At 60.4% G+C, this 11,771-nt stretch carries 12 protein-coding genes; 9 read left to right on the top strand and 3 right to left on the bottom strand.

Going from position 1 to position 11,771, the window contains the following annotated elements; genetic code table 11:
- Positions 1 to 7: 7 nt before the first annotated feature.
- From IWW33_RS12940 to fdhA, 5 genes are all read left to right on the top strand, one after another.
- The gene (locus IWW33_RS12940; RefSeq protein WP_046787513.1) at positions 8 to 343 is read left to right on the top strand and encodes a sarcosine oxidase subunit delta; all 336 of its coding nucleotides are present in this window, start codon (positions 8 to 10) and stop codon (positions 341 to 343) included.
- Positions 340 to 3,357 (top strand): sarcosine oxidase subunit alpha, encoded by a 3,018-nt coding sequence (locus IWW33_RS12945; protein ID WP_119687904.1) that lies wholly within the window; start codon positions 340 to 342, stop codon positions 3,355 to 3,357. Before IWW33_RS12940 ends, IWW33_RS12945 begins: the two co-directional genes overlap by 4 nt.
- A gap of 159 nt (positions 3,358 to 3,516) precedes the next feature.
- On the top strand, positions 3,517 to 4,149 hold the full coding sequence (soxG, locus tag IWW33_RS12950) for a sarcosine oxidase subunit gamma family protein (protein ID WP_046787515.1): 633 nt from the start codon (positions 3,517 to 3,519) through the stop codon (positions 4,147 to 4,149).
- A 10-nt stretch (positions 4,150 to 4,159) separates the two neighbouring features.
- Entirely contained in the window at positions 4,160 to 5,017 is an 858-nt protein-coding gene (gene purU / locus IWW33_RS12955; RefSeq protein ID WP_012316638.1) for a formyltetrahydrofolate deformylase, read from the top strand.
- A gap of 263 nt (positions 5,018 to 5,280) precedes the next feature.
- Positions 5,281 to 6,480, top strand: coding sequence for a formaldehyde dehydrogenase, glutathione-independent (gene fdhA / locus IWW33_RS12960; protein ID WP_008095899.1), 1,200 nt, complete (start codon positions 5,281 to 5,283; stop codon positions 6,478 to 6,480).
- 35 nt (positions 6,481 to 6,515) lie between these two features.
- On the opposite strand, the gene IWW33_RS12965 is transcribed toward fdhA, so the two are convergent.
- Together IWW33_RS12965 and IWW33_RS12970 are read right to left on the bottom strand one after the other, a co-directional pair.
- A complete protein-coding gene (locus IWW33_RS12965; protein WP_196914286.1) occupies positions 6,516 to 7,463 on the bottom strand; it encodes an RHS repeat-associated core domain-containing protein in 948 nt (315 codons plus the stop codon).
- Between the two features lie 111 nt (positions 7,464 to 7,574).
- Positions 7,575 to 8,456 (bottom strand): RHS repeat-associated core domain-containing protein, encoded by an 882-nt coding sequence (locus IWW33_RS12970; RefSeq protein ID WP_174141955.1) that lies wholly within the window; start codon positions 8,454 to 8,456, stop codon positions 7,575 to 7,577.
- Positions 8,457 to 8,872: 416 nt separating this feature from the next.
- Between IWW33_RS12970 and IWW33_RS12975 the strand changes: the two genes are divergently transcribed.
- The 3 genes from IWW33_RS12975 to IWW33_RS12985 all read left to right on the top strand — a co-directional run bounded on the left by IWW33_RS12975 (position 8,873) and on the right by IWW33_RS12985 (position 10,171).
- The gene (locus tag IWW33_RS12975) at positions 8,873 to 9,121 is read left to right on the top strand and encodes a hypothetical protein (protein WP_046787518.1); all 249 of its coding nucleotides are present in this window, start codon (positions 8,873 to 8,875) and stop codon (positions 9,119 to 9,121) included.
- 18 nt (positions 9,122 to 9,139) lie between these two features.
- Positions 9,140 to 9,412, top strand: coding sequence for a DUF3077 domain-containing protein (locus tag IWW33_RS12980; protein ID WP_012316633.1), 273 nt, complete (start codon positions 9,140 to 9,142; stop codon positions 9,410 to 9,412).
- A gap of 183 nt (positions 9,413 to 9,595) precedes the next feature.
- Entirely contained in the window at positions 9,596 to 10,171 is a 576-nt protein-coding gene (locus IWW33_RS12985) for a DUF2780 domain-containing protein (RefSeq protein ID WP_196914287.1), read from the top strand.
- Between the two features lie 19 nt (positions 10,172 to 10,190).
- Here the strand turns inward: IWW33_RS12985 and IWW33_RS12990 are convergent, their stop codons facing one another.
- On the bottom strand, positions 10,191 to 11,078 hold the full coding sequence (locus IWW33_RS12990) for an acyltransferase (RefSeq protein ID WP_174141954.1): 888 nt from the start codon (positions 11,076 to 11,078) through the stop codon (positions 10,191 to 10,193).
- A gap of 182 nt (positions 11,079 to 11,260) precedes the next feature.
- On the opposite strand from IWW33_RS12990, the gene IWW33_RS12995 reads away from it, so the two are divergent.
- A complete protein-coding gene (locus IWW33_RS12995; RefSeq protein WP_012316630.1) occupies positions 11,261 to 11,761 on the top strand; it encodes an ATP-dependent zinc protease in 501 nt (166 codons plus the stop codon).
- Positions 11,762 to 11,771 lie beyond the last annotated feature (10 nt).

Raw genomic sequence — 11,771 nt, forward strand, 5'->3', positions numbered from 1 at the left:
CACCGTCATGTTGCATATTTTCTGTCCCCACTGCGGCGAGCTGCGCTCCGAAGAAGAGTTCCACGCCTCTGGCCAGGCGCACATCGCCCGCCCGCTGGACCCCAACGCCTGCTCCGACGAGGAGTGGGGCACCTACATGTTCTTCCGCGACAACCCGCGCGGTATTCACCATGAACTGTGGGACCACGTTGCCGGCTGCCGTCAGTACTTCAACGTCACCCGCGACACCGTGACCTACGAAATTCTGGAAACCTACAAGATCGGCGAGAAGCCGCAGGTGACCGCAGGCGGCAAGCAAAGCAGCGCACCGTCGACCGCCAAAGGCCAAGGGGAAAAAGTATGAGCCAGACCTATCGCCTCGCCAGCGGCGGCCGTATCGACCGCAGCAAGGTCCTGAACTTCACCTTCAACGGCAAGACCTACCAGGGTTATGCCGGTGACAGCCTGGCCGCCGCGCTGCTGGCCAACGGCGTCGACATCGTTGGCCGTAGCTTCAAGTACTCGCGCCCACGCGGCATCATCGCCGCCGGTACCGAAGAGCCGAACGCCATCTTGCAGATCGGCTCCAGCGAAGCCACGCAGATCCCCAACGTGCGCGCCACCCAGCAGGCGCTGTACGCAGGCCTTGTCGCCACCAGCACCAACGGCTGGCCGAACGTCAACAACGACGTCATGGGCATCCTCGGCAAGGTCGGCGGCAGCATGATGCCGCCGGGCTTCTACTACAAAACCTTCATGTACCCGAAATCGTTCTGGATGACTTACGAGAAGTACATCCGTAAGGCGGCAGGCCTTGGCCGTGCGCCGCTGCAGAACGACCCGGACAGCTACGACTACATGAACCAGCACTGCGACGTGCTGATCGTCGGTGCCGGCCCTGCAGGCCTGGCCGCAGCCCTGGCCGCTGCGCGCAGCGGTGCCCGGGTGATCCTGGCCGACGAACAGGAAGAGTTCGGCGGCAGCCTGCTCGACAGCCGCGAGACCCTCGACGGCAAACCGGCCGCTGACTGGGTCAACGCCGTGGTCAAAGAGCTGGAAAGCCTGCCGGAAGTGACCCTGCTGCCACGCGCCACGGTCAACGGTTACCACGACCACAACTTCCTGACCATTCACGAGCGCCTTACCGACCACCTCGGTGACCGCGCGCCGATCGGCCAGGTTCGCCACCGTGTGCACCGTGTACGTGCCAAGCGCGTTGTACTGGCCGCCGGCGCCCACGAGCGCCCGCTGGTGTACGGCAACAACGACGTGCCGGGCAACATGCTGGCCGGTGCTGTCTCCACTTATGTGCGCCGCTACGGCGTGGCGCCGGGCCGCAAGCTGGTGCTGTCGACCAACAACGACCATGCCTACCGCGCTGCGCTGGACTGGCATGACGCTGGCCTGCAGGTCGTCGCCATCGCCGACGCCCGCCACAACCCCCGTGGTTCGCTGGTTGAGGAAGCCCGTGCCAAAGGCATCCGCATCCTCACTTCCAGCGCTGTGATCGAGGCCAAAGGCAGCAAGCATGTCACCGGTGCCCGCGTGGCGGCCATCGATGTGCAGGCACACAAGGTCACCAGCCCAGGCGAAACCCTCGAATGCGACCTGATCGCAACCTCCGGCGGCTACAGCCCGATCGTCCACCTGGCCTCGCACTTGGGCGGTCGCCCGGTATGGCGTGACGATATCCTTGGCTTCGTGCCCGGTGATGCGCCGCAGAAGCGCGTGTGCGTGGGTGGCATCAACGGCGTGTATGCACTGGGCGATGTGATTGCCGATGGTTTCGAAGGCGGCGTGCGCGCCGCCACCGAAGCCGGCTTCAAGGCTACCACCGGCACCCTGCCCAAGACCGTTGCACGCAAGGAAGAGGCCACCGTGGCGCTGTTCCAGGTGCCGCACGACAAGGGCAGCAAGGGGCCGAAGCAGTTCGTCGACCAGCAGAACGATGTGACCGCCGCCGGTATCGAACTGGCCACCCGCGAAGGCTTCGAGTCGGTCGAGCACGTCAAGCGCTATACCGCGCTGGGCTTCGGTACCGACCAAGGCAAACTGGGCAACATCAACGGCCTGGCCATCGCCGCCCGTTCGATCGGTATCACCATTCCGGAAATGGGCACCACCATGTTCCGCCCCAACTACACGCCGGTGACTTTCGGTGCGGTAGCGGGCCGTCACTGTGGCCACCTGTTCGAGCCCGTGCGCTTCACTGCCCTGCATGCCTGGCACGTGAAGAACGGCGCCGAGTTCGAAGACGTCGGACAATGGAAGCGCCCTTGGTACTTCCCCAAGGCCGGTGAAGACATCCACGCCGCCGTGGCCCGTGAGTGCAAGGCCGTGCGCGACAGCGTGGGCCTGCTCGACGCCTCGACCCTGGGCAAGATCGATATCCAGGGCCCGGATGCCCGCGAGTTTCTCAACCGCATCTACAGCAACGCCTGGACCAAGCTCGATGTGGGCAAGGCCCGTTATGGCCTGATGTGCAAAGAAGACGGCATGGTCTTCGACGACGGCGTGACCGCCTGTGTCGGCGACAACCACTTCTACATGACCACCACTACCGGCGGCGCCGCACGCGTGCTGCAGTGGCTGGAGCTGTACCACCAGACCGAATGGCCAGAGATGAAGGTGTATTTCACCTCGGTTACCGACCACTGGGCCACGCTGACCCTGTCCGGCCCCAACAGCCGCAAGCTGCTCAGCGAGCTGACCGACGACATCGACCTGGACAAGGACGCCTTCCCGTTCATGACCTGGAAGGAAGGCACTGTCGGTGGCGTACCTGCCCGTGTGTTCCGTATTTCGTTCACCGGTGAGCTGTCGTACGAAGTCAACGTGCAGGCCAACTACGCCATGGGCGTGCTGGAAAAAGTCATCGAAGCCGGCAAGAAGTACAACCTGACCCCGTACGGCACCGAAACCATGCACGTACTGCGTGCCGAGAAGGGCTTCATCATCGTTGGCCAGGACACCGACGGCTCGATGACCCCGGACGACCTCAACATGAGCTGGTGCGTGGGCCGCAACAAACCGTTCTCGTGGATCGGCCTGCGTGGCATGAACCGCGAGGACTGTGTGCGGGAAAACCGCAAGCAACTGGTGGGCCTCAAGCCTGTGGACCCGACCAAGTGGCTGCCCGAAGGCGCCCAGTTGGTGTTCGACCCCAAGCAGCCGATCCCGATGGACATGGTCGGCCACGTCACCTCCAGCTACGCGGCCAACTCCCTGGGTTATTCGTTTGCCATGGGTGTGGTCAAAGGCGGCCTGAAACGCATGGGCGAGCGCGTTTATTCGCCGCAAGCCGATGGCAGCGTGATCGAGGCAGAAATCGTGTCTTCGGTGTTCTTCGACCCGAAGGGTGAGCGGCAGAACGTTTGACTCCGGGCCCTGTGACGAGCCGGCTGGCCCAATCGCCGGCAAGCCGGCTCCCACAGGATCGATGCAGTTGTGAAGGTAGGTGCGGTCCCTGTGGGAACCGGCAAACACACCCTGCAAGCTGCGTCGTATCGACGACCAAGAATTCAAGGCAGGTAAGAAATGAGCGCTATCAACGTCTTCCAGCAAAACCCCGGCGCCGACGCCAAAGCTCAGTCGCCGCTGCACCACGCCGACCTGGCCAGCCTGGTTGGCAAGGGCCGCAAGAACGCAGGCGTAACCCTGCGTGAAAAGAAATTCCTCGGCCACCTGACCCTTCGTGGCAACGGCCACGACCCGGAGTTCGCCGCAGGCGTGCACAAGGCCCTTGGCCTGGAGCTGCCAGTGGCCCTGACCGTGGTCGCCAACAGCGACATGTCGCTGCAGTGGCTCGGCCCTGATGAGTGGCTGCTGATCGTCCCTGGCGGCCAGGAGTTCGCCGTCGAGCAAAAGCTGCGCGCGGCCCTTGAAGGCCAGCACATCCAGGTGGTCAACGTCAGCGGCGGGCAAAGCCTGCTGGAGCTGCGCGGCCCGCACGTGCGCGAAGTGCTGATGAAGTCCACCAGCTATGATGTTCACCCGAACAACTTCCCGGTCGGCAAGGCGGTGGGTACCGTGTTCGCCAAGTCGCAGCTGGTGATCCGCCGCACGGCCGAGGACACCTGGGAGCTGGTGATTCGCCGCAGCTTCGCCGATTACTGGTGGCTGTGGCTGCAGGACGCTTCTGCCGAATACGGCCTGAGCATCGAAGCCTAAGGAGAGCAACATGAGTCGGGCACCGGATACCTGGATTCTCACCGCCGACTGCCCGAGCATGCTCGGCACCGTCGACGTGGTGACGCGTTACCTCTTCGAGCAGCGCTGCTACGTCACCGAGCACCACTCCTTCGATGACCGGCAGTCGGGGCGCTTTTTCATTCGCGTCGAGTTCCGCCAGCCGGACGATTTTGACGAGGTCGGTTTCCGTGCCGGCCTCGCCGAGCGCGGTGATGCGTTCGGCATGGCGTTCGAGCTGACCGCACCCAATCACCGCCCCAAGGTGGTGATCATGGTGTCCAAGGCCGACCACTGCCTGAACGACTTGCTCTATCGCCAGCGCATCGGCCAACTGGGCATGGACGTGGTCGCGGTGGTGTCCAACCACCCCGACCTCGAGCCGCTGGCGCACTGGCACAAGATTCCCTATTACCACTTCGCACTCGACCCCAACGACAAGGCCGGGCAAGAGCGCAAGGTGCTGGGGGTGATCGAGGAGACCGGCGCCGAGCTTGTTATCCTTGCCCGCTACATGCAGGTGCTGTCGCCTGAACTGTGCCGGCGCCTGGACGGCTGGGCGATCAATATCCATCACTCGTTGTTGCCGGGTTTCAAGGGCGCCAAGCCTTATCACCAGGCGTACAACAAAGGTGTGAAAATGGTGGGTGCCACGGCGCACTACATCAACAACGACCTGGATGAAGGGCCGATCATTGCCCAGGGGGTCGAGGTGGTGGATCACAGCCATTACCCCGAGGACCTGATTGCCAAGGGGCGTGACATCGAATGCCTGACCTTGGCGCGGGCGGTCGGGTATCACATTGAGCGGCGGGTGTTTCTCAACGCCAACCGTACTGTCGTTCTCTGAACAATTCTGGGGCTGCTGCGCAGCCCTTTCGCGACACAAGGCCGCTCCTACAGGCGCCTGTAGGAGCGGCCTTGTGTCGCGAAAGGGCCGCAAAGCGGCCCCCGCTTTTGGCCTGCCGTAAAAAGGCATCCCCCTGTCGTTTTCAGTCAGTGCCTCGCGCTCCATCAAGCCCACAATTCCCTGCATTCCAGCAACACATGTCGCCCATGGACGGCGGCGCTTCAACCAACGCTGCATAAATACAAATCAAGCGAGGTAAGAGCATGTCTGGCAATCGTGGAGTGGTGTACCTGGGCGCTGGCAAGGTCGAGGTGCAGAAGATCGACTACCCGAAGATGCAGGACCCGCGCGGCAAGAAGATCGAGCACGGCGTCATCCTCAAGGTGGTCTCCACCAACATCTGTGGCTCCGACCAGCACATGGTCCGCGGCCGCACCACTGCCCAGGTCGGCCTGGTCCTGGGCCACGAAATCACCGGTGAAATCGTCGAGATGGGGCGTGACGTCGAACGCCTGAAAATCGGCGACCTGGTGTCGGTGCCGTTCAACGTCGCCTGCGGCCGCTGCCGCTCCTGCAAAGAGATGCACACCGGTGTCTGCCTCACCGTCAACCCGGCTCGCGCCGGCGGTGCCTACGGTTATGTCGACATGGGCGACTGGACCGGCGGCCAGGCTGAATACGTGCTGGTACCGTATGCCGACTTCAACCTGCTGAAACTGCCCGATCGCGACAAGGCCATGGAGAAAATCCGTGACCTGACCTGCCTGTCCGACATTCTGCCCACCGGCTATCACGGTGCCGTGACTGCTGGCGTAGGCCCAGGCAGCACCGTTTACGTCGCAGGTGCTGGCCCGGTCGGCCTGGCTGCCGCCGCCTCTGCCCGCCTGCTGGGCGCTGCCTGCGTCATCGTCGGCGACCTCAACCCATTGCGCCTGGCACACGCCAAGTCCCAGGGCTTCGAAGTGGTCGACCTGTCCAAGGACACCCCGCTGCACGAGCAGATCATCGATATCCTCGGTGAGCCTGAAGTGGATTGCGCCGTCGATGCCGTAGGCTTCGAAGCCCGTGGCCATGGTCATGAAGGCGCCAAGCACGAGGCCCCGGCTACCGTGCTGAACTCGCTGATGCAGGTGACCCGCGTTGCCGGCAACATCGGTATTCCTGGCCTGTACGTGACCGAAGACCCGGGCGCGGTGGATGCTGCCGCCAAGATCGGCGCGCTGAGCATCCGCTTTGGCCTGGGCTGGGCGAAGTCGCACAGCTTCCACACCGGCCAGACCCCGACCATGAAATACAACCGCCAATTGATGCAGGCGATCATGTGGGATCGCATCAATATCGCCGAGGTCGTAGGCGTGCAGGTGATCAGCCTGGATCAGGCGCCAGAAGGGTATGGCGAGTTCGATGCCGGGGTGCCGAAGAAGTTTGTGATTGATCCGCATAAGACGTTTAGTGCGGCTTGACTCTGATAAGGATGCCCTCTATTGAGGGCATCTCTTTATTGGGGGCGCGGCACTCTGATACTGACACTCTTATCATTTAGCCACGCCGTATCGGGTGATTGTGATGCCATGCTTTTTCGCCATAGTGCTTCTCCGGCGTTGGCAATCGCTTCGTTTTGGTTCATGAGTTCGGCAGCCTTGCTGCGATAATCCAAGCTTGGCGCTTTGTTGCCTTCTTCATGCAGCCTGATCAACACTCCAATTTCCGCGCGATTGCGTTTGAAAGTCCCTAGGTCCGTAGCTTTGATGTGGACTTTTTCAATTGAGCTGCCGGGGTTGCGGAATACCTCCAACACGCTGACGTGCGTAGAGCCTTCCTTGACAGGGTTGTCTGCCAGGACCCTGCGTGGCTTTTGCAGTGTCGAGTCGATCAGCGCCTTACGGTGAGCTGATTTGTCGAACCCTGGGGGTCTCATCCAAGTACCCGCTGAACTCGCCATGTTCTTCTTCGTCTGCAGGATTTGGCCATTGCGCAGATACAGACGTACATGGCCGCTTGGGTCGCTGCTGTTGACCGGGTCGCCTTCGCAATAGCAGTAAGCATTCAACCCACCCTGCCCGAATGGGCTCCAGCTGTCTGCAGCCAGGAAACGTCTCAGGCGCGGAGAATAGCTGCGGTATCCAAGCCCAAGTAGGTAGGAGGCCGCACCTGGCACGTAAGCTTCGCCATTGAATCCAAGCGTTATTCGCATCGAGGGCAAGTTCGGATCATGCCCGTAGGCTGAAAAGTTGTGGCCTTCCAGGTCCTCCGTATCTTGAACGTTGAGAACGGAACCCTTGTCATCGGTTGCCAGCAACCCAGTGCCAACTGTTTCGCCGGTTTGAACCTCAGCCAAGGGCATGTCGTCATTGCGCAAGATGGCGCGTTGCTGGTTGCCCTGTTTTACGGTGACGAGCTTCCCGTTTTGGTAGAAAAAAAGTGAGCTGTTCGCGGACTGATTCATGATTCGGTCACCTGTTGATCTAATTGTCGATTTTGGTTCTGGCGCTGGTCTGAGTTGTAATGATGGTTGATTTGGTGAGCGTGGCAGGCAAGCCATATTGTACGAGTGCTGTTATTCGTGGCGAATGTCGCGGGCAGTTTGGGACGGCCATACGTCTTGATTGGGCGGAGCCGAAGTAAATTGTGGTGCTGGCTCTAGCCTGTGTTTGGTAGTTAAATCTTGGATACGCTGTTTTCTTTTATTAAAATTTTCAAGTCTTTCTGAGAATAACTTAGCGGGTACAGTTGAGAGGTCGTATGTATTAAAATCTCGGAGGTCGGATTGCTGCAGTTGCAATAGGCCTTGACGCTCAGAGCGAGCTATCTGCTGTATATATGGATTTGTTGAAGGTTCTGTTTGTTTTCTTGCCGTTTCCGCTGGGCTATTTTTTCGTGATGTTTCCTGTTCAACCGGAATGCGCTGCGATTTGGGCGTGCGACCAAAAAATTTGTTTTTGATGCCCTTGTAGAAACTTCTGAACGGCTTGAGAAAAACAGGTACGTGGCCGGAGGGGTCAACTTTCCCTACAGGGTCACCGTTACAATACATGTAAGAATTCAAGCCGCCCTCCGCGAAGGGGCTAAGGCCGTCAGGAGCATAGAAACGCATCAGAGCAGGGTCATAGGTGCGATATCCATTACCTAGCACGTAGTGTCCATATGGTGTCGGATGCTGGCCGTTGAACCGTAATATAGCGCGCGCGCTAGCGTTGGCAGCGTCGTGCCCATAAGCGGTATACACCAGTGGTTCTCGTTCTCCGTTGCAACTTCTACCCAGTACAGAGCCACTTTGGTCTATAGCTAGAAGGGCAGGGCCTCCCGCCAGTTTGATATCACTTTCTGCTAGTGGAGCCTCGCCAGTACGAAAGATCGCGTGCTGTTGCGCAGCTTGTTTGATGGTGATGAGCTTTCCATTCTGGTAGAAAAATTGTGCAGTATCCGCCTGCCTTTTCATTAAGGACCTCCCGGGACCATCACTAGTGCTGATTGGTACTACAGCAGGATATTGGTCGCGAGCGAGATCGGCGGCTACTGGCAAAAATGATAGGTATGCGGAAACTGCCCACGTAGCGATGGGTAATTTCCTACTTACTCGTTGAGGTAGTAGGAAATACCCTACGCAGTCTGTCGAATCGCGTCTGATTGCCCTTGATAACCCTGGCCCGTAGCCTCATCGGGTCGCTGAAAGGTTCAGCGATGGGGGTGTGGAAACCCCGGTGGTCATCGATCGACATGCCGTTATGGCAGCTGTGCGCGGGAGGCCGTTTGGCCTACCGGGTTGCTCGATGACCGGTTTTCCACCCCGCGTTCAGCTGCCTCCATTCGTGTGGAAACGATGGTGGTGGCTTTCCCATCACATCGAGTTGAACCATGAAAAAAATAGTCCCCGATCCACCCCGTCTCAAACTGTTCAACACCCTCTATTCCTCCATCCACCCCGAGCTGATCCCACCCGAGGCCTTGGCGGTCGCCAGCGAGATGCTGCTGGGTATTTCGGAAGTCGTCGGCGAGTATTGCCGCGCGCATACCGGCGAGCCGGGCGTGCACATGCTCACCAATGCCGTGCACAGCGCCGATACCGCACATGCGTTGATCGAGCATGCGCTTGAGCGCATGTGAAGGTTTGGGGGCAATACGATGAGTGAAGACACACACGCAAACATGACCGTTGGCGTCGAGACGTTCTGCGAGGCCGGTGACAAGCCCTGCCATATTTTCCGGGTGATGCCGGGCGTGCCGTTCGAGCACGCCTATGAACAGGTGTCGGTGCTGCTGGGGTACATCAAGCACCTGGTGCGCGAAGGTGATATGGAGGATGACCACAAGCTGCTCGGTGCGGCGGATTACCTGAGTGCGTTTGCCAAGGCAATCATGGATGACATCGAAATTGCCCGGAACAGGGTGCGTTGATTACCTGAGGCTGGCAGTCAGGCTGCTGGGGCCGCTTTGCGGCCCTTTTGCGACACGAGGCCGCTCCTGCAGCTGAACGGTGGCTGATGCGGGCCTGCCCGATGCGCGGCCCGGAACAAACCTCTGAACACTCAGTCGAATGCCTCGTTTCCCAGGCCATTCCGGCCTATGAGGTCCCCCCCGATGAAAGCATTCACCCTGGCAACCCTGATGACCCTGGCCGCAAGCCCGGTGTTCGCCTTCAACCTCAGCGATGCCGCCAATGCTGTGTCGGCCGTGCAAAACCAGAATCAGCAAGCCCAGGTGCAGGCGCCTGAGGCCCAGGCCAATCTGCTCAACACCCTGGGCAGCGAACTTAACATCACCCCGGAACAGGCCGTGGGTGGGGCAGGGGCGATGCTGGGGCTGGCGCGCAACAACCTGAGCAGTGACGACTACGGTCAGCTGACCCAGGCTGTGCCGGGGCTGGACTTGCTGTCTGGCGCCGCCATGTTGGGCGGGTTGAGTGGGCTGGGCGAAATGCTGGGCAAGAACAGCCAAAACCAGTCGGCATTGAGCAATGCATTGGGTAACAACGTTGAGAACCTCAGCGACCTGGACAATGCCTTCAAGGCGCTGGGTATGGATACGGGCATGATCGGGCAGTTCGCGCCGTTGATTTTGCAGTACCTGGGCCAGCAGGGGATTGCCGGTTCATTGCTGCAGAATCTGGGCAGCCTGTGGACTACCCCGGCGCCTTTGGCTCAGCCGTCGGTGTGAGGGCCTTATAGGGCCGCGGTCAGCCCATCTCCCCGCGCAACTGCTCGATCCGCTGGTCCTTCTCAACCCACAGCTGATTCACCCAGGCCTGTACTGCCTGGCGGAACGCCGGATCATTCTCGTAATCCCCTGCCCACAGGGCAGGGTCAAGCTCTCGCACCTGAATGTCGATGATCACCCGGCTGATGCTGCCGTTGAGCAGGTCCCAAAACCCCGGAGCCTTGTTGCCGGGGTAAACGATGGTCACGTCCAGCAGCGCATCGAGCTGCTCGCCCAGCGCCGCCAGCACGAACGCCACGCCGCCGGCCTTGGGCTTGAGCAGGTAACGGTATGGCGACTGCTGTGCCTGGCGTTTGGCCTCGGTGAAGCGGGTGCCTTCGAGGTAGTTGACCACTGTTACCGGCTGGCGCTTGAACAGTTCGCATGCCGCTTTGGTGATTTCCAGGTCCTTGCCCTTGAGCTCGGGGTGCTTCTCCAGAAACGCCTTGCTGTAGCGCTTCATGAACGGGTAATCCAGGCCCCACCAGGCCAGCCCCAGCAGCGGTACCCAGATCAGCTCCTTCTTGAGGAAAAACTTGAAGAACGGCGTGCGACGGTTGAGGCTTTCGATCAGCGCAGGGATGTCTACCCAGGTCTGGTGGTTGCTCACGGCCAGGTAGGAGGTGTCCTTGCGCAGGCTCTCGACGCCGCGGATGTCCCATTGGGTAGGGATGCACAGGGTGAAAATGGCCTTGTCGATTTCCGACCAGACTTCAGCGACCCACATCACGGCAGCGGAGGCGTAGTCACGCCAGCGGCCCGGCAGCACCAGTTTGAGCAGGGCGAAGACCAGTAGCGGGCAGATCAGCACCACGGTGTTGAGCAGCAGCAGGATGGTCGTAAGAATGCCGGTCAGCAGGCGACGCATAGGGAAACTCTTGTTGTGGGATTTGAACGGGCGGCAATGATAAGCAGCGCCGCAGCCTACGCCAAATGTCCAATGCCCAGCGGCGCGGACAAATGTTTCACATTATGTTGTTTACCCTTGTGACAGCGAACCTATCCTGCTTGCACAGTCTAAGCACTGACCCCATTCAAGGAAGCCTGCCTGTGAAACCAATGCTAGCCCTGTTGTCGCTGTTGGCGCTGCCGGTAATGGCCGCAGAACCTACGCTTTACGGCCGTTATGAGAACATCTCCCTGCCTGAACTCGGCGAAACCCTGAAGGCCAAGATGGACACCGGGGCGTACACCGCTTCGCTGTCGGCCAAGGACATCGAGCGCTTCACGCGCGATGGCGAGGATTGGGTGCGCTTCCGCCTGGCGACCAAGGAGTCCGACGGCAAGGTGTACGAGCATAAGGTTTCGCGCATCAGCAAGATCAAGAACCGCGCCGACGAAGACGATGAAGGCGATGCGCCCGAGCTTTCGCGCAGGCCGGTAATCGACCTTGAGTTGTGCCTGGGGGATGAGAAACGCACCGTGGAAGTGAACCTGGTCGACCGCAGCAGCTTCAACTATCCGTTGCTGGTGGGGGCCAAGGCGTTGCGCGAGTTCAAGGCTGCGGTAAACCCGGCCAAACGTTTCACTGCGGGCAAGCCTGACTGCTGATCCGAAGGGC

The organism is Pseudomonas sp. M2, assembly GCF_015751845.1.
GTDB classification, from domain to species: domain Bacteria; phylum Pseudomonadota; class Gammaproteobacteria; order Pseudomonadales; family Pseudomonadaceae; genus Aquipseudomonas; species Aquipseudomonas putida_E.